Consider the following 24,255-nt stretch of genomic DNA (forward strand, 5'->3'; position numbering starts at 1 on the left):
GCTTTACTCCATCTCTTTGCGCTTGCGTTCATTGTTGACATGAAACGCGCCATCGAGCACGATTTGATCGCCTGGTTGCAAGCCTTGCAGTACTTCTCTGTTGCCTTGATAAGTCCGGCCCAGGGTGACTGGCAGCAATTTATACTGGGTGGATTTTAGGGTTTGTACAAACACATGGTCGGCATTGTTTTCACGCACCACAGCGGTGGACGGAATCGCAATGACTTTCTCCGGTTTGGCTTCCAGCAAAATGGTGATCAGCATATCCGGCTTTAACAGCATTTTTTCATTACTGATATTGGCGCGTGCCATCACGGTACGCGTGGCTGGATTCACTATATCGCCTACAAATGCCAGCGTGCCAGTCAGTTCAGCATCATCCAGTGCCGGTACTTCAATATCCAGCGACTGGCCTTCTCTAATGTGCGCAATTTGCTGCTCCGGGATTTCTGCCACTGCCCATACATGCGACAAGTCAGCAATCACAAACAGTTCTTCTGCCGGTGCCACGACCTGGCCCAGTCTGGCTTTACGTGCAATCACCGTACCGGTGATTTTAGAGTTCACCTGGCTGGTTGACATGCCACTGTTATGCAAACCCAGCTGGGAAATGCTGGCAGGCGGCATGCCGAGTACCAGTAACTGGTCACGGGCGGCATTCAATTCCGCATTGGCGGCATTGAGCTCACCTTCACGGCGCTGCAATTCAGCCAGGCTGATCACATCAGCTTCCAGCAACTGTTTGGCGCGGTCGACCGCTTTGGTTTGCAATTGCATCTGCTGGCTGGCTTTGATGTAGCTCAGTTGATATTGCGCCAGCTCTGTACTCTTAATCACGGCCAGTCGCTGGCCCGCTTTCACTTCATCGCCCAGGTTGACATCCAGCGTGCTGATACGGCCGGTGATGGATGCGCCAGCTCTGGACTCATATTGCTCATCGACCTGGATGCGACCAGGAATACGCAAGGTATCGACAAAAGCGAGTTCGGCGACCGGGCCGATGCTGACGTTAGCAGCCAGCTCTTTGGTCAGCATGACCAGGCTTGGGTCCACGACCTCTTTGGTTTCTGGGGCCGGGGCAGCTTTTTCTGTGCACGCGGTAGACATGACAGCCAGCGCGGCAGCTAGCAAAGTTGAAAATAAAACACGAGACATGACCATCCCCTTAAGGTTGAACCAAATCCGAACCGATGAAGCGTTCGATTTGCAATACACTGAAAAAATAATCGAATTTGGCAATCAGATAGTCACGTTTGACATCACGATTGACGCGTTGCGCATCCAGGTATTCCAGGATGCCGCGTTCTCCGAATTTATAAGCGGCTTCTGCGCGACCGAGGGTCGCTTCTGATTGTTGCAGCAAGCCATTTTCAAATACTTTGAGCTGGTTGCTGGCGATCACGGTACGTTGGTAGGCGCTATCAATCTCTTTACGCAGCAACTGGTGCTGCAACTTGATATTGGCATCTGCCTCCTCAATCCCTGCGGCGGCTTGTGCAATCTGGCCGTCACGGCGGTTCCAGACCGGTAATGGCACCACGACACCGACTCTGAATGTGTTGAGGTCAGGATCTTGGGTAAAGTCGGATTTCAAGGTGAGGCCAGGAAAGCGTAAGGATTGCTCCAGTTTGAGTTTGGCTTCCGCACTGTCTTTTGCCGTGATCAGCTGTTGCAGGTAAGGGTTGTTTTCGGCAGACTTGCGTAAGTCGATGATGCTGGGCAGGGTTGAGATCGTGGGTAGTTCAGATTTGACTTCGAACGTGTCTGGCATATTGCCTATCATGCCGCGCAAAATCGCTTTGGCTTCATCAATACGGGTTTGTGCACTGGCATAATCACGTTCTGCTGCCAGCACCTCAGTATCCGCCTTGATCAGCTCATATCTTGCAGCCTCACCCACATCTACCTTGCGTTTTATTTTGGTCTGGATTTCCTGCAAGATGCTGAGGTTCGCACCCAGCATATGCAGAATCTGCTGGCGCAGGAGCACGGTCAGATAGGCCTGTTTGATCAGGTTGCGCAGATCGAAGCTCGTGGTTTGGATGCCTTTTTCAGCGTAAGTCAGTTGCTGTTCAGCCAGTTCACGGCGCGAGCTACGTGTGCCGGGAAATTCCAGCGGTTGCGAAATGGTGACACCATAGTTTCTTTCGCTGGCACCTGGCGTTGGCACACCACGGTATCTGGCTGGTCCTGCCATCACTTCCAGGTCCGGGTTATAGAAAGATCTTGCTACGGTGATGCCTGCCGCAGCCGCTTCAATTTGTGCTTTGCTGACAGCCATCATCGGGTTTTCGGCCACGGCTTTATCCAGCAGGGTTTTCAGGTCAAAAGTGGTTTCTGCAAATGCAACTGGGGTAATGCAGCAATATAGCCACAATAGCCTGCATGCTTTCCGCCAGCGGGTCGAACTTAACATAACGATCCTTTTTCAGGTGACTGTTCATATCATAATGTCACAGCCACCTTAACTAATAATTAAAATGACGCTTTCAGCCAATAAAGCTAAAAGGTTGGGAAAGTTGTTAAGCGAGTTGAGGCGGCCGGTCAAGCCAGAAGCCGAGTTGCAGGTGATAGGAGGATAGGTGATGCTCAGGGGCGAGGTAGGTGGTTTTATGCAGCGGGTAGCTAAACCCAGGTAGCAGGATTTTGTCGACATCTACTTCGGCGATTTCCAGCATGTCGACGCAACAACTGCCTTGGCCAAAGTCGGCAGATAAACTGTCATCAATGGCATTGGAGAGGCTTGCCGCCGAGATGCCGGTTTCTAATAGCGAAGTTGTGACCGTCGGTTCGGCAGCCGTTGTCTGCAAAGCAAACAGCAAACACAACACATGTAGAAAATAAAATAGCTTTTGCATTACAAAATCATATCTGTCAGGCAATACATTTACAGCAATAACTATACCAGCAATATGAACACACCTAACGTATTGATTTTATGTCATCCGTGACCTAAGTAGGCAGATCTGGTAGCGCGTTGGGGATTTTTTGCACCAAACTGGTGCAGGAAAGCCACGGTGACATTATAGTAGATGTCACCGTGGTGTCAAAGTTCCAGCCAGATTAGGCCGAAATGGTTTCTTCTTTAAAAATCAGTTTAATCTGATCGTTGTCATCAATGTCGATATGGACAAGGCCACCGTCGTTCAGGCGACCAAACAGTAGCTCATCCGCCAGTGCCTTGCGTATCGTATCCTGGATCAGTCTGGCCATTGGGCGTGCACCCATCAACGGATCGAAGCCTTTTTTACCCAGGTAGGCCTTGAGCTCGTCACTAAAGGTGACATCCACTTTTTTCTCATGCAATTGATCTTCCAGCTGCATGAGGAACTTGTCGACCACACGCAGAATGACATCCTGATTCAGTGCGCTGAATGATACCGTCGCATCCAGACGGTTACGGAATTCAGGGCTGAAGAAACGCTTGAGGTCAGCCGCTTCATCGGTACTGTCTTTGCTGTTGGTAAAGCCTATGCTCGATTTAGACAGGTTTTCCGCACCCGCATTGGTGGTCATGATAATCGTCACATTGCGGAAATCTGCTTTGCGGCCATTATTATCAGTCAAGGTGCCATGATCCATCACTTGCAGGAGGATATTGAAAATATCCGGATGCGCTTTCTCAATTTCGTCCAGCAACAGCACGCAATAAGGTTGCTTGGTCACGGCTTCGGTCAGCAGGCCACCCTGGTCAAAACCAACATAGCCCGGAGGCGCACCAATCAGGCGCGACACTGCGTGACGCTCCATATATTCCGACATGTCAAAACGTAGCAACTCAATGCCGAGCACATAAGCCAATTGTTTGGCTACCTCGGTTTTACCCACTCCGGTCGGGCCCGCAAACAGGAAGCTACCAATCGGTTTGCTGCTGTTACCCAGGCCGCTACGCGCCATTTTGACAGCAGAAGACAGCACTTCAATCGCTTTGTCCTGACCGAAGACGACTGCTTTCAAGTCGCGCTCCAGTGTTTTCAGTGCATTGCGGTCATCGCTGGAAATGTTTTTGGGCGGAATACGCGCAATTTTGGCAATGATTTCTTCAATCTCTTTATTGCCAATGATTTTCTTTTGTTTGCTCTTAGGCAGAATGCGTTGCGCAGCACCGGCTTCATCAATCACGTCAATTGCCTTATCTGGCAAATGGCGGTCGTTAATGTACTTGGCTGACAGCTCAGCCGCCACCGTTAAGGCACTGGCGCTGTATTTCACGCTATGGTGCTCTTCAAATTTGGTTTTCAGGCCTTTCAGAATCTCAATGGTTTCGGCCACGCTAGGTTCTTGTACGTCGATTTTCTGGAAACGGCGTGACAAGGCATGGTCTTTTTCAAAGATGCCGCGATATTCCTGATAAGTCGTCGCGCCTATGCATTTGAGTGAGCCATTGGATAACGCCGGTTTCAGCAGGTTGCTGGCGTCCAGCGTACCGCCACTGGCCGAACCTGCACCAATGAGTGTATGGATTTCGTCAATAAACAGAATTGCATCAGGCTTCTCGGCCAGCTGTTTCATGACGGCTTTCAGGCGCTGCTCAAAGTCACCACGGTATTTGGTGCCAGCCAGCAGGGCGCCCATATCCAGTGAGTAAACTGTGGCATTTTCCAATACTTCCGGAATGTCATTGCTGACGATACGCGACGCCAGGCCTTCCGCAATGGCGGTTTTGCCCACACCGGCTTCGCCTACCAGCAAAGGATTGTTCTTGCGACGACGGCACAAGGTCTGGATCACACGTTCCAGTTCCTGGCTGCGACCGATCAATGGGTCGATTTTGCCGGCAATCACTTGCGCGTTCAGGTTGAGTGTAAAGCTTTCCAGTGCGCCGGTGCTGACGCTTTCGCCTTCAGTTTCCTGCTCAGTGCTGGATGCCTTGGGTTCATTTTCCTGGATTTTAGCTACACCATGAGAAATGAAGTTAACCACATCCAGGCGAGTGACGCCTTGCTGATGCAGGAAAAATACGGCATGGGAATCTTTTTCACCATAGATCGCAACCAGCACATTGGCGCCGGTGACTTCTTTTTTGCCGGAAGACTGTACGTGCAGCATGGCACGCTGAATCACCCGTTGAAAGCCCAGGGTCGGTTGCGTGTCAACCTCTTCAGTCCCGGCCACAGTCGGTGTATGTTCTTCGATATATTGACTCAGTTCACTGCGCAGTGTGTCAAATTTGGCACCGCAAGCGCGCAGGACTTCTGCGGCAGTTGGGTTGTCCAACATAGCCAGTAACAGATGCTCAACCGTAATTAATTCGTGACGCTTTTGTCGCGCGTCCATAAACGCCATGTGCAGGCTAACTTCAAGTTCTTGAGCAATCATGATGACTTTCCTTAATACACTACACTACAAAAAACGCCTCATTCACAGACGTAACTTCATGCAATACCGGTAAAACCTGTCTGTTTATTGTTATCGTGCTTTTTTCCAAAAAATTCAATGTACCGTCGCTGCTTTTTGCTCACTTTTATATGAGTCAAGCTCGCCAGAATCACCTCATTACCATGCTACCACTGTGCAATCTGACTTGAACCGCAAGTATGTCAGTGTATTTGCCCGATATTCTCAGGATGCTACGACTGGACATCACCGTGAGCCATCCGATTGGAACCGTTTCAATCTCGCATCTTTGGCATCTGGCGGTCGCGTTTCAAGCGGCTTCAATCACACATTGCAAAGGGTGTTGTGCTTCGCGGGCAGATTCCAAGACCTGATGCATTTTGGTTTCTGCAATATCCTGTGGGTAAACGCCACATACGCCCATGCCCTCTGTATGTACTTGGAGCATGATTTGTGTCGCTTGTTCACGAGACTTGTTAAAAAAACGTTCAATGACGGCGACGACAAACTCCATGGGGGTGTAGTCGTCGTTGAGCAACAACACCTTATATAACTCTGGAGGCTTGGGTTTGGCAACCTGGGATTCGAGAGCCAGATCACCTTCACGCTTGGGTCGTACCATAGTTTTGTATACCTGTCTTAGAACCTATTTTGCGCCTTGTATTGAAAAATTCAAGGGCCTGATGCAGGAGAAGTCCGGCTTTTTAAAGATAAATTTTGACGCGCTTGACGATACGGTCCTGTACGTCGAGGATTTCCAGCTTATGTTCACCGATTTTAAAGCTGGTGTCGGGTTCCGGAATGCCTTCAAAGTGCTCAAGAATTAAACCATTCAATGTGCGTGGACCGTCAGTAGGCAGGGAGAGTTTCAATTTACGGTTGAGATCTCGCAGCAGGCTGCCGCCATCGACCAGCCAGCTGCCGTCTTCATGTTGATGGAAATGGCTGGCATGCTCGGGTGACTGGGTGGTGAATTCCCCCACCACCTCTTCTAGAATATCTTCCAGTGTCAGCAAGCCCTTGAACTCACCATATTCATCGACGACCAGCGCAATGCGTTCATGTCGTTTCTGAAACTGTTGCAATTGCGTGTAAAGCGGAGTGCCGGACGGAATATAGTAAGGCAGGCTCATGGCCGCCTGTAGCAGTGCTTTGGTTGGTGCTTTGCCGATGTGAAAATCACGCAGCAGAGGCAGCACCTTGCGCACATGCAAAATACCGACGATGTCTTCGTGGTCACCTTGCCTCACCGGCAGGCGCGAGTGATGGCTGCGCGCCAGTTGTTCCATAATCTGGTCTATCGTATGGTCGAGGTCAATAAATTCAACCATGGTATGCGCGGTCATCGCGTCGTCAACAATAATGTCTTCGAGGTCTAGCAGGTTCAGCAGAATGGTGCGGCTTTGCGAAGGAATATATTGCCCGGCATCGCTGACAATGCTGCGTAACTCCTCGGTGGTAACTGATTGCGCCTGCTCGTCAAAATTGACGCGTACACCCAGCAATTTAAGGAAGGCTTTGACGAATAAGTTGACAAACCAGACCACAGGCGTGAACAGCCAGAGAATGGGGTAGAGTAAATAGCTGCTGGCAAAACCAAGTTTTTCGGCATGTGCGGCGGCGATGACTTTAGGCGATATTTCACTGAAGACGAGGATGGCAAAGGTGATGGCCAACGAGCCAAACATCAGGACGTAGTCGCCTTCGCCAAACAGGCGCTCTGAAATCACGACTTCTAAGGTAGAGGAGCCAACGATACAAAAGGTATTGCCTAATAGAATGGCGCCCAGTGTTTTATCGGTTTGTGCAATGAGGCGGCTGGCCAGTTTGGCACCGCGATGACCTTCTTTGGCGAGGTGCCGCATCCGGTAACGGTTGAGCGACATCAGGCTGGTTTCGGCGATGGAGAAAAAGGCTGTCAGTGACAGCAGTAGCAAGAGCAGACCAATCTGCCAGCTTAATGGGATGTTGTCCAAAAGAGTGGAGTTGAAAACAAGAAGCCACTAGTGTACCCACCAGTGGCTAAAAATCAAGCATCGTGACAGTTTATCGATGCCGCTTAAAAGGCAATGACTTAAGGCGCAACGGCCGCCTCATCTTCTTTCGGTTTTTTCTCGGTGTCGCCAATCAGGTTGGCGCGGCTCACGCCCAGCCACATGGCAATCGGGCAGGCGACCAGTACTGACGAGTAAATACCAAACAAAATGCCGATAGTCAGTGCCAGTGAGAAGTTATGCAAGGTTTCGCCACCGAAGAACAGCATGGAGCAGACCATGGTCTGCGTCATCATATGGGTGATGATGGTGCGCGACATGGTGCGCGTAATCGCATTGTCGATCACCTGCACCGCGCTCGCTTTACGCATCTTTTTGAAGTTTTCACGCACGCGGTCAAACACCACCACGGATTCATTCACGGAGTAACCCAATACCGCGAGAATCGCCGCCAGTACCGTGAGGTTGAACTCCCATTGGAAGAAGGCAAAGAAGCCGAGAATGATAATGACGTCATGCATATTGGCGATAATCGCGGCCACCGCAAAGCGCCATTCAAAGCGCAATGCCAGGTAGCCCATGATACCCGCACACACCAGCAGCAAGGCCAGTGCGCCGTTTTCATACAGCTCTTCACCGACTTGTGAACCGACGGATTCAACGCGGCGAATTTCTGCACCCGCATCTGCCGCCTTTAATGCGCTTGAGATTTTTTCGGACAATTGCGCGATTGACAGCTCTTTTTTCACCGGCAGGCGGATCAGTACATCCTGGCTAGAGCCAAAGTTTTGTACGGTGACATCTTTCAGGCCAACACCATCCATCACCTGACGGATCTGCTCAATATTGGCCGCAGCCGGGTAGTGCACCTCCATGACCGTGCCGCCAGTAAAGTCGACGCCATAATTCAGGCCGCGATGCAGCAGGAAAAAGATCGCCAATATAAAGGTAATCAGCGAAATCGAGGTGGTCAGACGCCCGTAACTCATGAACGGGATATCTTTTTTAATTCTGAATAATTCCATAATCTATTCTCTTTTATGCGTTGTCAGCGGCGATGCGATGGCGATTAACCAATCGGCAGATGCTCGATCTTGCGGCGGTAGCCGTACAACAAATTGACCAGCGCGCGGGAGACCAGCACGGCACTAAACATGGAGGTCATAATGCCTAACACGTGTACCACGGCAAAGCCTTTGATTGGGCCGGTACCAAACATAAATAAGGCCAAACCCGCAATCAGTGTGGTGACGTTGGAGTCCAGAATGGTATCGAATGCGCGGTCGTAACCCGCGTGGATACTGGCTTGTGGCGTGTTGCCGTTGCGCAGCTCTTCACGGATACGCTCGTTAATCAGCACGTTGGCATCAATGGCCATCCCCAGTGCCAGCGCAATCGCTGCCAGGCCTGGCAAGGTCAGTGTCGCTTGCAGCATGGAGAGAATTGCCACCAGCAACAACAGGTTGACGCCCAGTGCCATGACAGAAACACCACCAAAGACCATGTAGTAAACAATCATCATCACTGCAATCGCAGCAAAGCCCCACAGCGTAGAATGCACGCCGCGTTTGATGTTTTCTTCACCCATGCTTGGGCCAACGGTACGTTCTTCGATGATTTCCATCGGTGCCGCCAGTGCACCCGCACGCAGCAGCAGTGAAATGTCGGTGGCTTCCTGGGCATTCGCCATGCCGGAAATCTGTACGCGACCGCCGCCAATTTCTTCGTTAATCACCGGCGCCGTGACCACTTCGGTGCTGCCTTTTTCAATCAGCAGAATCGCCATGCGTTTGCCGACGTTTTCACGGGTCACGTTTTTAAAGATGCCTGCACCACGGCCATCCAGGGTCACGTTGACCACGGAAGAACCATTCTGGCCATTCACGCCAGGGCCTGCATCGGTGATGCGGTCACCAGTCAGCACCACGCTCTTTTTCACCAGTACCGGGCGGCCTTCACGGTCAGAAAACAATTCGTCACCAAAGGGCACCTGGCCAGCTTGCGCCTTTTGTAGCGTTGCCATGTCGGATTTTTCTTCATCCACCATGCGGATTTCCAGCGTTGCCGTGCGGCCCAGAATCTCTTTGGCTTTGGCCGTGTCCTGAACACCAGGCAATTGCACCACAATGCGGTCCACGCCTTGTTGTTGCACGATAGGCTCAGCCACGCCCAATTCGTTAATCCGGTTATGCAGGGTTTGCAAGTTTTGCTTGAGCGCAAATTCCTGGATGCGTTTTTGTGCTACCGCGCTCATGCTGGCCGTGACGCTAAAGTCTTTATCGCTGCCTGCAATTTTGTAGGTCAGGTCAGAAAAGTCTTTGGCTAACAGATTACGTGCTTTGGTTGCTTCCGCTTCTGATTCAAATTTAATCACCACCACCTGGCCTTGACGCTCAATGCCGTAGTAATTGATTTTTTCCTTGCGCAAAGACATGCGGAAGTCGCCAACCGTACTTTCTGCAGCTTTATCCAGCGCCGCTTTCATGTCCACTTGCAGCAGAAAGTGCACACCACCACGCAAGTCCAGGCCCAAATACATCGGCTTGGCGCCTATGCTTTGCAGCCAGTTTGGTGTTTGTGGTACCAGGTTGAGCGCCACGGTGTAGTCTTTACCCAGGTTGCCAACCAGTTTGTCTTTAGCCAGCAATTGCGTATCCGTGTTGGCAAAACGCACCTTCACGCCGCTGGCATCCATAAACAAACCGTCAAACGGGATGTTGGCCAGTTTCAGCGTGTCTTCCACTCTCTGTAGCAGGCTCTCATCTACTTTGAGTGAGGTTTTGGCCGGGCTGATTTGCACCGCTGGCGATTCACCAAAAAAGTTGGGGATCGTGTACAGCAGGCCAATGATAAACACTGTGCCGATCAGCACGAATTTCCATATCGGATAACGGTTCATAACAAACTCTAGTTCAGAATGAAAGACAAGCGCGTCTTGTGTGGGTTAAATGGACTTCAATGTGCCCGCTGGCAACAGGGTCTGCACCGTGTGTTTTTGCACATTGACCACTGTATTGGCAGCGATTTCAATGCTGACAAAGTTTTCGCTCACTTTAGTCACTTTGCCAACGATACCACCGGTGGTTGCCACTTCATCACCAGCCTTCAGGGTTTCCAGCATGGATTTATGCTGTTTTGCCTGTTTGATCTGCGGACGGATCAACATAAAGTAAAACAAGACAAAAATCACCACCATAGGCAAAAAGCTCATGATGTCGGTGGCTGGGGCGCCAGCTGCGTAGGCGTTGCTGATAAACATATCTATTCCTAAGTCATACTGAAAATAACGCATGATTCTATCATAGAGCCTTGTTAATCTGTCATCAGCGATCTGTATGACTGCGCAATAACGCTTGACTGTGAATTGTAAAAGTATTTTAATGGTTGGTCGCTATTGTGGTTGGCGACCAAAGGCAGTTCATGACTATTTTTAAAAAATTGGAGGAGCGTATGCAACATTATATAAAGTGTTTGGCAGCAGTTTCTTTGGCGATGTCTTGCCAGTTGGCGCAAGCAGGGGTGATTGTGCAGCCAGCGACAGTGGGCGCGTCAACATCTGATTTTGGTGGCTCGTATGCACTGGTGAATCAGATCAACCAGTCGGGCTTATCTGCAGGCTATATTGCAGGTGTGACAGACTTTGACAGCTTTGTCGCCGGTACGACGCACGATGGCCTGTCCGCATTAAACTCAGGTTTCAGTGTAGGCGCTTTTGGCAGCTTTAGTTATGACCTGGGGGCTGTGTACAATATCGATGCCATCGGGTTATGGGCGACCGCCAATACTGGCTCGGTATTGCAATTTAATTTATATGCCGATAATGACAATGACTTTAGCAATGGCAATAGCGGTTTACTGGGTGGCTTTACTGCGGTAGGTTCGAATTACACTGCGGCAGACCCTGGTCAGGCATTTACTTTCGGTGACGTTTCTACCCGTTACGTACACATGGAAATCCTGACCACTGATGGTGGTCCACAGCCTGGTTTAGGTGAAGTGATTTTCCGTACGGCGACCATGGTGCCTGAACCTGAACCAATGGCCTTGTTTGCGGTTGGCCTGGTGCCGCTTTGGTTGCGTCTGCGCAAAAAAGCCTGATTTGCAATTTGGTTAGTGATGTCAGTCAACGTTTAAAAGCCAGCACCTGTTTGCGTGCTGGCTTTTTTATTGGGTGTGGATGGCGAAGGTGTAGTGATTGCAATAAAAGGTTGTTCTTTGGTTTGACGGTTGCTTTTCGCCTTTTCGGCGATTTACTTTTCTTTGCTTGCACAAAGAATAAGTAACCAAAAGAAAGTGCACCCCAGCTCCCGCTTGTTTCCTGCGTTGCTCGTCAAAATAAGCGGTCACGAAACTCAACCTGGTAGCTCACATACAACGTGAGCTACTGCGGGATTCGAACAGTCGCTCCCTTTCTCCTTATTTTGCCTGCGCTACTCGGCGCGGCAGATGGGGGCCCCGAAAACCTACGAGCGCCATCCTTTAGCGGATTTAACAAAAAAATCTGATTTTTGAACCGTCCGCATTTCTGCGATGTGAGTTTGGCGAGATAAATCCCATTCCATCACGCTGAGTAGCGGAGACAAAACAAGAGAGAAGGGAGCGACTGTTTGAGCTCCGCGGCAGTTTGCGTCGTGTGCAAGCTGCTAGGGCGAGTTTCGTGACCGCTTGTTTTGTCGAGCAACGCAAGGAAGCCGAAGGCCGTGATGGCTGGGTGCCCTCCTCTTTGGTTACTTTCTGAGGGGCAAGCATCAGAAAGTGACTCGCCGAGAGGCGAAAAAGAATTTTAGTCAATCCACCAGTACGGCGAGAAGAGCGATCTTTTACATTAATGCTAAATGAGGAGGCTAACGCTTTTCCGCCCGTTTACGAGCAAACTCCGCTTTAAACGTCTCAAAACGATTTTCTTCAATTGCTGCCCGCATGCCTTGCATTAACACTTGGTAATAATGCAAATTATGAATGGTATTTAATCGCGCGCCCAGAATCTCTCCTATGCGGTATAAATGGTGCAGGTAAGCACGGCTGAAGTTCTGGCAGGTATAGCATTCACAGTCGGCATCCAGCGGACGCGTATCTGTTTTATAGCTAGCATTCTTGATTTTGACATCGCCATATTGTGTGAACAACCAGCCATTGCGTGCATTGCGCGTAGGCATCACGCAGTCAAACATATCAATCCCGTAGCTGACGGCGTCGACGAGGTCTTCTGGCGTGCCGACGCCCATTAAATAGCGTGGTTTGTCTTTGGGCATTTGCGGCGCGGTGTGCGCCAGAATACGCAGCATATCTTCTTTAGGTTCACCAACCGACAGGCCGCCGATGGCGTAGCCGTCAAAACCGATGGCTTCCAGGCCTTGCCGCGAAATATCGCGCAGGTCTTCGTACATGCCGCCCTGGATGATGCCAAACAATGCATTGCCATTGGTAGGTGTATTGTCTGAACGTAATTGCGCCACTTCTTCAGGGCCGCCGAGCATGGTGAGGGTGTGTGCTATGGTTTGCGTTTGGTAGACATTAAACGCATCACGGCTGCGTTGTGCCCAGCGCTGGCTGAGTTCCATCGATTTGCGTGCCTGGTCGTGGCTGGCCGGGTAGGGTGTACATTCGTCAAAAATCATGACGATGTCACTGTTGAGCACGCGCTGGATGCGCATGGATTCTTCAGGGGTGAGAAAACAGCTATCACCATTAATAGGGGATTTGAATTTAACGCCTGCTTCGCTGATTTTACGCAAGTCACCCAGGCTCCACACCTGAAAACCACCAGAGTCAGTCAGGAGTGGCTTATCCCAGCCCATGAACTTGTGCAGGCCTTCATGCGCGGCAATGACTTCCAAGCCCGGGCGTAGCCACAGGTGAAAAGTGTTGCCAAGCACAATGTGCGCCTGAATCTCGTTGAGCTCTTGCGGCGACATGGCTTTAACCGTGCCGTATGTGCCGACTGGCATAAATGCCGGGGTTTGTACCTCGCCATGTGGCAGGCTAACGGTGCCGCGTCTGGCAAGACCGTCGGTATTGTGTAAGGAAAACTGCATGAAAGGGCGATAACTGGCTGAAATAAACGCCTATTTTACCACAGCTGTGTGACCAGCTTCTGACGCTGCGCGGGCGCCTGCAATCGCCGGATGCGCTTGCATTTTTTGTGATTGCCCGCAACAATGCTGCTATTCCGCAATTCTGAAAAAGTCCTTTATGGTTGACCCACAAAACCGCCTGTCACGTCGCGAGCAGCACACCAGTCTGCGCCAGCGTGGCATTTACCTGCTGCCTAACTTGTTTACGTCTGCCTCACTGTTTGGTGGTTTCTACGCCATTGTGCAGGCGATGAACCTGCATTTTGAGCAGTCAGCGATTGCGATTTTTATTGCCATGGTGATGGATGGCCTGGATGGTCGTGTCGCGCGCATGACGAACACGCAGAGTGCGTTTGGGGCTGAGTATGACAGCCTGGCCGATATGGTGTCGTTTGGCGTGGCGCCTGCGCTGATTATGTATGTGTGGGCCTTGCAGCCGATGAATAAATTGGGCTGGATTGCAGCCTTTATTTATTGCGCCTGTGCGGCCTTGCGTCTGGCACGCTTTAATACCAAGCTGGACGACCCGTTTCAGGACAAGCGCTACTTTCAGGGTTTGCCTAGTCCAGCTGCGGCAGCGCTCATTGCCGGATTTGTCTGGGTGTCTTATGAATACAATATTGATGGCCGTGAAATTTTCTTTGGCGCCTTGCAAGTGAAGTGGATCGCCTGGTTCCTGACCGTATTTGCTGCTGGTTCCATGGTGTCTGACCTCAAGTTTTATAGCGGTAAAGATATTAACCTCAGACACTCCGTCCCGTTTGTCGCTATTTTGGCGGTGGTGCTGGCCTTTGTGCTGATTTCATACAGTCCGCCAGAAGTGTTATTCAGCGTGGTGTTTGTGTACGCTTTGTCTGGATATTACATGTGGGCGCGTGAACGGCTGGAAGCAAAGAACGCTGCTTAAGTGATTGTTAGGTTGATAAAAACGCGCTGTTTCTGGCGCGTTTTTTTATGGACGAGTCGCCAGGCGGTTGTGCCTCGCAGTATGATGGTCATTTGTAGGACAAGCGAGTAAAATTCGCTTGTTAGGTTTAGGAAAACTCATGGAACACATTATTATTTTTGATACCACGTTGCGTGATGGCGAGCAAAGCCCGGGCGCGGCGATGACCAAAGAAGAAAAAATCCGCATTGCGCGCCAGTTGGAAAAGCTGGGCGTAGATGTGATCGAAGCCGGTTTTGCGGCAGCCAGCCCAGGCGATTTTGATGCGATTTCAGAAATCGCCAAAGTTATCAAAAACTCTACGGTGTGTTCATTGGCGCGTGCCAGTGAAAATGACGTGCGCCGTGCCGGTGAGGCCATCAAGCATGCGGCTAAGGGCCGTATCCATACCTTTATTGCCACCAGCAAGATCCATATGGAAAACAAGTTGCGCATGAGCGAAGACCAGGTGGTCGAGCGCGCGGTGCAAGCGGTGAAATGGGCACGCGAATATACTGAAGACGTAGAGTTTTCTGCCGAAGATGCCGTGCGTTCCGAGATTGATTTTCTGGTGCGTGTGTTTGAATCCGTGATTGAGGCCGGTGCCAAAACCATCAATGTGCCGGATACCGTGGGTTATAGCATCCCGGAAGTGTGGGGCGAGCGTTTTGCCATTTTGCTCAAGCGCGTTAAGGGCGCGGACAAAGTAGTGTGGTCTACGCACTGCCATAACGACTTGGGCATGGCCGTGGCCAACTCGCTATCAGCGGTAATGAATGGCGCACGCCAGGTCGAGTGCACCATCAATGGCCTGGGTGAGCGCGCAGGTAATGCCAGCTTGGAAGAAATTGTCATGGCGATTAAAACCCGCAGCGATATTTTCAACCTGAGCACGCGCATTGATACCACGCAAATCGTGCCGTCTTCCAAGCTGGTCTCTACCATTACCGGCTACCCGGTGCAGCCGAACAAGGCCATTGTCGGTGCCAATGCGTTTGCGCATGAGTCCGGCATTCATCAGGATGGCGTGCTCAAGCACCGTGAAACGTATGAAATCATGCGGGCCGAAGACGTGGGTTGGGGTGCCAATAAGCTCACGCTGGGTAAATTGTCTGGCCGCAATGCTTTCCGTACCCGTTTGAAAGAGCTGGGCATTGAACTGGAAAGTGAAGATGCCTTGAACGCTGCGTTTGCGCGCTTTAAAGAGCTGGCCGATAAAAAGTCTGAAATCTTCGATGAAGACTTGCATGCGCTGGTGAGTGACGAGGTGGTGCAAGATACGCGCGAGATGTTCAAATTGTCTTACCTGCAAGTGGCGTCGCAAACTGGCGAGATTCCACATGCGATCCTGACGTTGAGTGTCGACGGGGTGGAGCAGCGCACAGAAGCCGATGGCGGTGGCCCGGTAGATGCAACCTTTAAAGCGATTGAAAATGTGGCGCAAAGTGACTCTGAGCTGTTGCTGTATTCGGTGAATAACATCACCAGCGGCACCGATGCACAGGGCGAGGTGACGGTGCGCTTGTCTAAAGGTGGCCGCATCGTTAATGGCCAGGGCGCGGATACCGATATTGTGGTCGCTTCAGCCAAAGCCTATTTGAACGGCTTGAACAAGCTGTATGCCAAAGCAGAAAAATTGAACCCGCAGGTGTAAGCAGGCTCTGAGTTAACGCTTGCTGCTGATGGGTGGCAAGCGTTTTCTTTTTGTATTTAATATTCGTGGATGAAAGGTTGGGCAAGTCGCAATGACGCAGAGAAATCATTGGTTGCTGGTGATCATTGCGCTGACCTGTACCTACTTTATCTGGGGTTCTACTTATCTCGCAATCAAGTATGCGATTGAGAGCTTTCCACCGTTTGCGATGGTGGGCATACGCTTTACGATTGCCGGGTCTTTGCTTTATATCATCTTGCGTGGTTTTGGCCATGCGGCGCCCACGCGCATACAATGGCGTGGTGCGGCCTGGGTGGGGCTGCTATTGCCTGTGCTGGGTAATGGTACGGTGTCACATGTGCAATTGCATGTCTCATCCAGTGTTGCCGCCTTGGCCATTGCCACTGCACCAATCTGGATGGCGATTTTCTCTAGCGCGTGGGGGCACAAAATCAGCCGCCGCGAGTGGTTGGGGATTGGCATTGGCTTGGGCGGTATTTTATTGCTGAATACGCGTGGTAGCCTGCAAGGGGATTGGCTCAGTGCTGGCCTGTTGATGTTTGCCGCCGCTTCGTGGTCGCTGGGCTCGGTATGGAGCAAGCATATGGCCATGCCGCAAGGCCTGATGGGCGCTGCCAGCCAGATGCTGTGCGGCGGCCTGATTGCCTTGCTATTTAGCCTGATATTTGGCGAGCAATGGCCAGCACAAGTCACGCCGCGGTCATGGGCAGCGATTGCTTTCCTGATCGTGCTTGGCTCCATGGTGGCGTTTTCTGCCTATCACTGGTTGCTACACCACGTGCGGCCCATGGTTGCCAGCAGCAATACCTTTGTCAATCCAATTGTGGCCTTTGTGGTCGGCGTCTGGTTTGCCGATGAGCAGATTCACCTGATGGAGTATATTGCGCTGGCCGTGATTCTGGTCGGCGTGTTTCTGGTGCTAACTGCGACCAAAGAAGCGGTGCCCGACGAACAAATCGTTTAATCATCATTGTTTAATTATCTAAAGAAACTGATTGTATGAAGCAAAACCTGGCGTTATTTGATTTGGACAACACCCTGCTGGCGGGGGATAGTGACTATAACTGGAGCGTATTCCTGATCAGCGAAGGCCTGCTGGATGCTGAGCAACACAAGGCGCGCAACGAGCAGTTTTACGAAGACTATAAAAACGGTAACCTGGATATTTATGCTTTCCTCAAGTTCCAGTTGCAACCGTTATCGCAACATCCCAAGTCGTTTCTGGACGAATTGCACACAAAATACATGGACACCGTAATTCGCCCAATGATGACGCAGAAAGCGCAAGACCTGGTCAACCAGCATAAAGCCAATGGCGATTTGTGCATGGTGATTACGGCCACCAATAGCTTCGTCACCAAGCCGATTGCCACTGCCTATGGCATTGAAAACCTGATTGGCACCGACCCGGAAATGGTTGACGGCCAATTTACTGGTGGCGTCAGTGGCACGCCCAGCTTCCAGCAAGGCAAGGTGACGCGTCTTAATGACTGGCTGGCGGTGCGCGGCCAAACCCTGGCAGATTTTGAAACCAGTTATTTTTATAGCGATTCACATAACGACTTGCCATTGATGAAACTGGTGACTAATCCTGTTGCAGTGGATGCTGACCCGACACTAACTGCCTATGCCAGCGAACATGGCTGGCCATTAATCAGCCTGCGTTAATATTTCTAAAAGCTGATGGTTAGTGCGGTCACTGCCATCAAGTTATTGTCCACCAGCCGCGAGCCATTTTTATCAAAGATGGCGTCGCGGCTATTTAGTTGGCGTAGTTCATTACGCCACACCATGCGTGTATTAAGTCGGTAATCCATATTGACTGAATAGCCGGTGGTCTGAAAACCGTTGTTGGTGCCTGTGCTGATGATCACGCCATGTTTGTCCCTGTAGTGTTCCAGCCGCGCTGCAAATTGCAGGCGGTCTGAGTAGGTGTAGCGCAGCACCATATTCGGGCTGACCCAGACGTTGTAACGATCACTGCCGGGCGCAGCCTGTTCGGCGCCGATATCCAATGCTGTGATCAATCCCCATTGCTCATTCAGCTGCCACTGCACATAAAAATCATGAAAATAGCGCATCTGGCGTTGTGCGTCTGATTTGTCGTTGCCGATAAATGAGCTGCTGTTAATGGTGAGTTTATCGCTGGGCTTATAGGTGAGCTGGTGGCCGATGGCTGGCGTCGTGTTGCCATCCGGGCGGTGTATGCGCTGCCAACCGGTGAGCAGCAGGCCACTGACCAGCCACTTACCATCCTCGGTGGTGTAGCTCAGTTTCGCGCCTGTTTCAAAATAGGGCGAGTTATCTGCCATCAGGCTGCGCGTCAGCGTCCAGTTATCCATGCCGATTGCACTCTCAAAACCAATATGGGATGGCATGACGCCGATATCCAGCCATAGATCGTGTTCGCTGGAAAGTTTGAGGCCCAGGTTAGCTTCATAAATATTGCGCAAGCCATGTGGCTCGGCGGCATAGTTGGCGCGCATATAGGTGCCGCTGCCCAGCGCCAGGTTGCCGCGTAAGCGTTCAGTCGTCAGCGCAGCTTTCAGCATGGCCAGGTTGATGCTGGGGCTGTCGGTGACGTTGTGACTGTAGACGAATCTCGGCCGCCTGTTATTGGCCGGGTCGTTAAAGTCGTGGATCAGGTAGCTTTCAAGGTAAGCACTTAGCTGTACCGGGCTATGGCTGGCAGGGGTTTGTACCTCGTCTGCCTGAGCAGTCAGCGCCAGGCAGAATAAAGGCGTAATCGATAATAAAGAGGGTTTCATGCTGAGCATCCAAACAACAGGTGCCAGCAGAATAAAGGGCTGCACCTATCAATCACATAAACATAGCGCAATGTGTTGTATGTGATTGTGCCGGACAGCAAGGGGAAAGCAGGGTAGTTCTGGTGGTGCAGCCGTTTAGCGACCCAGCACTACGTGCAGCACAAAGCGGCTACCAATATAGGCCAGCAGTAATAAAGCAAAACCCAGCAGCGTCCAGCGTGTGGCGACTTTGCCGCGCCAGCCGTATTTAAAGCGGCCAAACAAGAGCCAGGCGTAAATCAGCCACGAGGCAATGGAGAAAATAGTTTTGTGGTTAAACTGCAAGGGTTTGCCAAAAATCTCTTCGCTAAACAGCATGCCGCTAATCAGCGTGATGGTCAGCAACACAAAGCCAACATGCAATACTTTAAATAGCAGGGCATCCAGCACCATCAGTGGCGGAAAGTCAGGCAAGGCCAGCCAGCTGTTTTTCTGGTGCAGGGCGCGCTCGGCCATGCGCATCAGGCAGGCATGCAACGCCGCAAAGGTAAACAGGCTATACGCCACAATGGCGATGAGGATATGCAGGTTAAACAAGGTGAAGCCGTGCGTATCTACATAGTAGTCTTTCACCGCAAAGCCGGGCATCAGCACAAACAGGGCGGCAGGCGGTAATACAAAGGCTTGCAGGCTACGCAGTGAGTGTTTTAAATCTGCCAGCCAGTAAATCAGCACGGTCAGCCATAGAATGGCAGAGAGCGCGTAGTAAACGCCAAGATTCAGCGAGCCAATGGCAAAAATGTCGCGGTACAGCAGCCCGCCATGCATGGCCAGGCCCAGCGCCACCATCGCGCTGTGTAGCTGAAACGGAAAGGCTTTTTCATCGACTGGTTTGCCCTGTGTGGCAATACGCCAGTAATCCAGCGCCACCGCCATATAGACAAACGCGACAATCAGGTAAGGAAGCAGGTGTTGAGTCATGCCTGGCATTATGGCAAAACTCGCTGCATTCGACCAGCGCGGTAACAGTGGTGCGCGCGATGTTTAGCATTAGTTTATTTTAGGGTTGGGCTGGCATGAGGTAAAATTCAGGTCATCGAATATTCACTTGTTGTGAAAGAAAGGCATTCCATGCTGGAAAACCTGACCGGCCGCTTGCAGGGCGTGATTAAAAATTTGCGCGGCCAAGCACGTTTGACCGAAGAAAATATTGCCGATGCTATGCGCGAAGTACGCATGGCCTTGCTTGAAGCTGATGTGGCGTTGCCTGTCGTTAAAGACTTCATTACCCGCGTCAAAGAGCGGGCCAATGGTCGCGATGTCTTGCAAAGCCTGACTCCGGGCCAGGCCGTGATCGAGGTGGTCAACCAGGAGCTGACTGCGCTCATGGGGCAAGCCAACGAAGGCCTTAACCTGGCAGCGGTGCCACCGGTAGTGATTTTAATGGCAGGTTTGCAAGGCGCTGGTAAAACCACCACCTCCGGCAAACTGGCCAAACTGCTGAAAGAACAAAAGAAGAAAGTGTTACTGGCTAGTGCAGACGTCTATCGTCCGGCGGCAATCACGCAGTTGCAAGCCTTGGCCAAACAGCTGGAGATTGACTGCTTTGACAGCAATCCACAGCAAAAGCCACTCGATATTGCTGCGCAGGTCATGGACCAGGCTAGAAAGAGTTACTACGATGTAGTGATCTTTGATACGGCGGGCCGTTTGGCGATTGATGAAGCCATGATGGCCGAAATCAAGGACCTGCATGCTTACCTCAAGCCGACTGAAACCCTGTTCGTGGTTGACGCCATGCAAGGCCAGGATGCCGTCAACACTGCCAAAGCCTTTGGCGAAACCTTGCCACTCACCGGCGTCATCGTCACCAAGCTGGACGGTGATGCGCGCGGCGGTGCGGCACTCTCTGTGCGCCACGTGACTGGCAAGCCAATCAAGTTTATCGGTGTCAGCGAAAAAGTGGATGGCCTGGAACCTTTCCACCCCGACCGTATGGCGGGCCGTATTTTAGGTATGGGCGATGTGCTTAGCCTGATTGAAGAAGCGCATAAAAAGGTCGACATGGCCGAAGCGCAAAAAGTCGCCGATAAGATTAAGTCCGGCGCCAAGTTCGACCTCGAAGACTTTAAAGCGCAAATGATGCAAATGCAAAAGATGGGCGGCATGGCCTCACTCATGGACAAAATGCCCTCGCAAATCTCAGGCATGGCGCAAAAGATCAATACTGACGACGTCGATAAATCGCTGCGTCGCCTCGAAGGCATTATTAATAGCATGACACCAGAAGAGCGCCGCAAACCTGAGCTGATTAAAGCCACGCGTAAAAAACGCATTGCGGCTGGTAGCGGCGTGCAAGTGCAAGAAGTGAACCGCCTGCTCAACCAGTTTGAAGAAACTCAAAAGATGATGAAGATGTTCAGCAAAGGCGGCATGGCAAAAATGATGCGCGGGATGGGCAGCATGATGGGCGGTAAATTTCCCGGAATGTAAAGCGAAAAAACGGGATGAATAAAAAAATAAACTTTTTATACAAAAAAAGCAAAAACAGCATTGACCAAATTTAATTCATCCCCCATAATCGCGTTCTTTCAAATTTGACGCAAAACAAGCGGCAGACAAGAAACAGATGGGGTGTTAGCTCAGCTGGTAGAGCAGCGGACTTTTAATCCGTTTGTCGTGGGTTCGATCCCCGCACACCCTACCAAAATACAAAAGACGGCTCGCAGAAATGTGAGCCGTTTTTCTTTTCAGTATTCCAGGTTTCAATGTTCCGCGCATAACTGGTGTTTGCAGTTTTTCAGAATTCCGGCATTTCAGGATTCTTTGCCGATTGACCTGTTAGCCTTCCCCCCTCCACACATTCACCAGCTCGTTGCTTCAAAACATTGCCACTGCAAAATATTCATCAAGGAAAGTATAATATTTTCAATATCATGTAGGGCTATGTAATTATGAATAAACTAACTTTGGCGACTTTAATCATAACCACTCTTGCTACAGTTGGGTGCGCTAGTGTGCAACCTCCTCCTAAGCTGTCAGGTTTTTATGTTGAGCCATCACTACCAATTGAGCACATATCAACTATTCGCGGATTGTTAACAAAGAATTTATTTAATACAAGCCGTGCTCGTCTAATAGGAATAGATGGATATTACGTATCTAAAGGGCCAAGAGAACCTTTGCCAATAAAGCTTACACCTGGAAGGCACACCTTAAATCTGATATGTGAATACGCAGATACCGCTGGTGTAACTCACGGAACGTTAGATTTAGATGTGGCTGCTAGACATAACTACACTGTGTCTTGTCATGAGCTTGGTACTATTGTTAATGCTGGAACAGAGTTTCGTTTTTTTGACGAGTCTGACTCGGGTAAGATTGTTACTAAAGTTGTAAGTCAGGGCGAAGGAAATCGTGGGCCATGCAAATGCTTTTAAGCAGTATGGTATGTTTATACTTACCAGCCTTGCGTATAAAGGTAAGACAAAGGGCATCTTTAAAAAACCATCAGATGTTAAGCTGATACGACGTTAGTCACAGCGGAAATCGTTGACTATTATGCTGGTTTAGTGGGGAATCATAGTTTAGAGCAGCGGACTCATAATCCGTTGGTGCTGTGTTCGACTCACAGAGGGGCCACCATTTATAGAGAGACTCAAGGTTAACGCCTTGGGTCTTTTTTGTTTTGTGCTGGTGAGATATATTAGGGTCAAAATTCCAATCTTGATTGAAGACATGTCTCTAAGAGTAATTAATTTAATCGCCTCTGCCTTTTCTCTCGTCTATTCTGTTTTCACATTAGCAGCGACTGAAGCCAATCAAAATATTTGTGCTCAGCTTGCACCTTTATTAGCCGACTCAGTCGCAAAAACAATTAATCCCAGCAGATACCTTAACAATCTAGAGCAAGAAATTCTTGATAAAGCTAATCTTGATTTACTTGAACATCATTATTACTCTGATGGAGCCATGATTGTAGATGTTGATGACGATAGTGTTGATGATTTACTTGTTTGGAATGTTGAAGGAAGTGGTAGGTATACAAATGCTGAAGTTTATGCTCTTGCTGAAGGGAGTCTGCAAGATGGTAAAGACCTTATTTTAAAATTTTCGCTAGACCTCGGCGTTCTTAGAGATCCTCAATTAGTAAGATTTGAAGGACATAACTATTTTGTTTATACAGATACGGGAGATTCTGACGGTTTATTGGTAAGCCGGATTAAAAGGATTACTGATAATAAATATGAAAAGCAAAATGTTTGTTTCATGCAAACAATCGCAAAAGCCGACACAACTTGTAGACATCCGGCATGTAGGAAATTAAGAGAATTGATTCAAGATAACGATAATAACGCCCTCTTTATAAATGTTGCATGGCCGCACAAATATTTACCACCTGCAGGACTCGAGGTTTTTTATTCTAGCGGCTGGAGTACAGGAGACTTTGATAATTCAGGAAAGGAAAGTGTAATCTCTAGATTCGGGAGAAGAGGATATATCTATCAAGATATTTATTGGAGTTTACTTGGCCTGGACGTGAATGAATCTCAAATTGATCCAAGTCTTCAACCGAAAGAGGATAGTGTGACAATGAAAAGTGTATTGCCCAATGAGCAACATGATCGTTTGAGAAATACATTAGATCAACAAAGCAAAGTTCTCAGTGTGGAGCTTAAACGGAAAGTTAAGCTGCCAGAAAGTGGAGAGTTTTTCTTATTCAATGCAAATAAAGGTCGAACTTATTGGGCTTGGGACTTTGACGAAGCGCCATATGGAAGGGATCTGCATATCGTATATTCTAATAGTAAGAAATCTGATTATATTGGCAGCTTAAAAGTGAGTCGTGATCAGCAACTGAAGCCTTGTAAGAGTCAATGTAATACATCACTAAATGAATAATTCAACTTACCCATTCTTAACTGAGACCCTGCTCATATGCCTTCCATAAAGTTTGTCGTGAGATTTGTTGGGAGAAGTATTCTAGTTGTTGTTATTGCCTTGGCGATTGCACTTATAGCCACTGAAATTTCCGATGACTATTTCGTTAATCAATATATGCTTCAGCATCACATAACTGATAGGGCTGAGCTAGCTGATGATTTTGCATTTGGTTTAGAGGGCTTGGGACAAGTTTTAGCAACATTCATTATTTCATTTACTGTAAGTATCATTACTGCATGCGGTTTGCTTTGGCGATTCCGTTGGAGAAATCAGCCTATCAAAAAGTGAGTGTGAGTAAACTGCCAAAATTCGCTCACGCGCTGCCCCAAACATAGTCACACGCCTTGAACCATAGCCAAATGATCAGGGGCTGGCTGATATGACGGTAATCCCGTTAGAGATCGCTGGCCGTTATGTTGGCTTAGCGTGGGAACTTGGAGTTTTCCAAGTGAAAGCGTCTACCGGTGATATTAAAGTTCGATGCTCAAGTGGGCGGTTCAAGACGAGACTCAAGGTTAACGCCTTGGGTCTTTTTTGTTTTGGGTGAGGTAAACTAAGT

21 protein-coding genes and 2 tRNA genes are annotated in these 24,255 nt (G+C 49.9%); 11 read left to right on the forward strand and 12 right to left on the reverse strand.

Annotated features, from left to right (window positions below):
* Window positions 1–3 precede the first annotated feature (3 nt).
* The 9 genes from MET42_RS0103465 to yajC all read right to left on the reverse strand — a co-directional run bounded on the left by MET42_RS0103465 (window position 4) and on the right by yajC (window position 10,590).
* Window positions 4–1,155, reverse strand: coding sequence for an efflux RND transporter periplasmic adaptor subunit (locus MET42_RS0103465; RefSeq protein WP_019881387.1), 1,152 nt, complete (start codon window positions 1,153–1,155; stop codon window positions 4–6).
* Between the two features lie 10 nt (window positions 1,156–1,165).
* The gene (locus MET42_RS0103470) at window positions 1,166–2,416 is read right to left on the reverse strand and encodes a TolC family protein (protein ID WP_232411262.1); all 1,251 of its coding nucleotides are present in this window, start codon (window positions 2,414–2,416) and stop codon (window positions 1,166–1,168) included.
* A gap of 106 nt (window positions 2,417–2,522) precedes the next feature.
* A complete protein-coding gene (locus tag MET42_RS0103475; RefSeq protein WP_019881389.1) occupies window positions 2,523–2,858 on the reverse strand; it encodes a hypothetical protein in 336 nt (111 codons plus the stop codon).
* A 205-nt stretch (window positions 2,859–3,063) separates the two neighbouring features.
* Window positions 3,064–5,319: an ATP-dependent Clp protease ATP-binding subunit ClpA gene (clpA, locus tag MET42_RS0103480; RefSeq protein ID WP_019881390.1), complete on the reverse strand. Its 2,256-nt coding sequence runs from the start codon at window positions 5,317–5,319 to the stop codon at window positions 3,064–3,066.
* Window positions 5,320–5,647: 328 nt separating this feature from the next.
* Complete coding sequence (gene clpS, locus MET42_RS0103485) at window positions 5,648–5,959, reverse strand: ATP-dependent Clp protease adapter ClpS (RefSeq protein ID WP_019881392.1); 312 nt, start codon at window positions 5,957–5,959, stop codon at window positions 5,648–5,650.
* Between the two features lie 82 nt (window positions 5,960–6,041).
* Window positions 6,042–7,313 (reverse strand): HlyC/CorC family transporter, encoded by a 1,272-nt coding sequence (locus MET42_RS0103490; RefSeq protein WP_019881393.1) that lies wholly within the window; start codon window positions 7,311–7,313, stop codon window positions 6,042–6,044.
* Between the two features lie 98 nt (window positions 7,314–7,411).
* Window positions 7,412–8,356, reverse strand: coding sequence for a protein translocase subunit SecF (gene secF, locus MET42_RS0103495; RefSeq protein WP_019881394.1), 945 nt, complete (start codon window positions 8,354–8,356; stop codon window positions 7,412–7,414).
* 44 nt (window positions 8,357–8,400) lie between these two features.
* Window positions 8,401–10,230, reverse strand: coding sequence for a protein translocase subunit SecD (secD, locus tag MET42_RS0103500; RefSeq protein ID WP_019881395.1), 1,830 nt, complete (start codon window positions 10,228–10,230; stop codon window positions 8,401–8,403).
* Window positions 10,231–10,275: 45 nt separating this feature from the next.
* Window positions 10,276–10,590, reverse strand: coding sequence for a preprotein translocase subunit YajC (gene yajC / locus MET42_RS0103505; protein WP_019881396.1), 315 nt, complete (start codon window positions 10,588–10,590; stop codon window positions 10,276–10,278).
* A gap of 191 nt (window positions 10,591–10,781) precedes the next feature.
* Here yajC and MET42_RS0103510 point away from each other — a divergent pair, with 191 nt between their 5' ends.
* Entirely contained in the window at window positions 10,782–11,429 is a 648-nt protein-coding gene (locus MET42_RS0103510; protein ID WP_232411265.1) for a hypothetical protein, read from the forward strand.
* 746 nt (window positions 11,430–12,175) lie between these two features.
* On the opposite strand, the gene tgt is transcribed toward MET42_RS0103510, so the two are convergent.
* Complete coding sequence (tgt, locus tag MET42_RS0103515; RefSeq protein WP_019881398.1) at window positions 12,176–13,366, reverse strand: tRNA guanosine(34) transglycosylase Tgt; 1,191 nt, start codon at window positions 13,364–13,366, stop codon at window positions 12,176–12,178.
* Between the two features lie 157 nt (window positions 13,367–13,523).
* Between tgt and pssA the strand changes: the two genes are divergently transcribed.
* The 4 genes from pssA to MET42_RS0103535 all read left to right on the forward strand — a co-directional run bounded on the left by pssA (window position 13,524) and on the right by MET42_RS0103535 (window position 17,673).
* Window positions 13,524–14,312, forward strand: coding sequence for a CDP-diacylglycerol--serine O-phosphatidyltransferase (gene pssA, locus MET42_RS0103520; protein ID WP_019881400.1), 789 nt, complete (start codon window positions 13,524–13,526; stop codon window positions 14,310–14,312).
* A 139-nt stretch (window positions 14,313–14,451) separates the two neighbouring features.
* The gene (locus MET42_RS0103525; RefSeq protein WP_019881401.1) at window positions 14,452–15,984 is read left to right on the forward strand and encodes a 2-isopropylmalate synthase; all 1,533 of its coding nucleotides are present in this window, start codon (window positions 14,452–14,454) and stop codon (window positions 15,982–15,984) included.
* A 91-nt stretch (window positions 15,985–16,075) separates the two neighbouring features.
* A complete protein-coding gene (yedA, locus tag MET42_RS0103530) occupies window positions 16,076–16,969 on the forward strand; it encodes a drug/metabolite exporter YedA (RefSeq protein WP_019881402.1) in 894 nt (297 codons plus the stop codon).
* A 35-nt stretch (window positions 16,970–17,004) separates the two neighbouring features.
* On the forward strand, window positions 17,005–17,673 hold the full coding sequence (locus tag MET42_RS0103535; RefSeq protein WP_019881403.1) for an HAD family phosphatase: 669 nt from the start codon (window positions 17,005–17,007) through the stop codon (window positions 17,671–17,673).
* 5 nt (window positions 17,674–17,678) lie between these two features.
* Here MET42_RS0103535 and MET42_RS0103540 read toward each other — a convergent pair whose 3' ends face one another.
* The gene (locus MET42_RS0103540) at window positions 17,679–18,773 is read right to left on the reverse strand and encodes a porin (protein ID WP_232411267.1); all 1,095 of its coding nucleotides are present in this window, start codon (window positions 18,771–18,773) and stop codon (window positions 17,679–17,681) included.
* Window positions 18,774–18,908: 135 nt separating this feature from the next.
* Window positions 18,909–19,742 carry an inner membrane protein YpjD gene (locus MET42_RS0103545; protein ID WP_019881405.1) on the reverse strand — a complete coding sequence of 278 codons (834 nt, stop codon included), beginning with the start codon at window positions 19,740–19,742 and terminating at the stop codon, window positions 18,909–18,911.
* A 141-nt stretch (window positions 19,743–19,883) separates the two neighbouring features.
* Between MET42_RS0103545 and ffh the strand changes: the two genes are divergently transcribed.
* From ffh to MET42_RS0103565, 6 genes are all read left to right on the forward strand, one after another.
* Window positions 19,884–21,245, forward strand: coding sequence for a signal recognition particle protein (gene ffh / locus MET42_RS0103550; protein ID WP_019881406.1), 1,362 nt, complete (start codon window positions 19,884–19,886; stop codon window positions 21,243–21,245).
* 138 nt (window positions 21,246–21,383) lie between these two features.
* Window positions 21,384–21,459 (forward strand) — tRNA-Lys (locus MET42_RS0103555).
* Between the two features lie 247 nt (window positions 21,460–21,706).
* Window positions 21,707–22,192, forward strand: coding sequence for a hypothetical protein (locus tag MET42_RS14755; protein ID WP_157380502.1), 486 nt, complete (start codon window positions 21,707–21,709; stop codon window positions 22,190–22,192).
* A 126-nt stretch (window positions 22,193–22,318) separates the two neighbouring features.
* Window positions 22,319–22,397 (forward strand) — tRNA-Met (locus tag MET42_RS14760).
* An 81-nt stretch (window positions 22,398–22,478) separates the two neighbouring features.
* The gene (locus MET42_RS0103560; RefSeq protein WP_232411269.1) at window positions 22,479–23,654 is read left to right on the forward strand and encodes a hypothetical protein; all 1,176 of its coding nucleotides are present in this window, start codon (window positions 22,479–22,481) and stop codon (window positions 23,652–23,654) included.
* 36 nt (window positions 23,655–23,690) lie between these two features.
* Window positions 23,691–23,984 carry a hypothetical protein gene (locus tag MET42_RS0103565; RefSeq protein WP_019881409.1) on the forward strand — a complete coding sequence of 98 codons (294 nt, stop codon included), beginning with the start codon at window positions 23,691–23,693 and terminating at the stop codon, window positions 23,982–23,984.
* Window positions 23,985–24,255: the final 271 nt, after the last annotated feature.

The organism is Methylophilus sp. 42 (assembly GCF_000384155.1).
Classification (GTDB): Bacteria; Pseudomonadota; Gammaproteobacteria; order Burkholderiales; family Methylophilaceae; genus Methylophilus.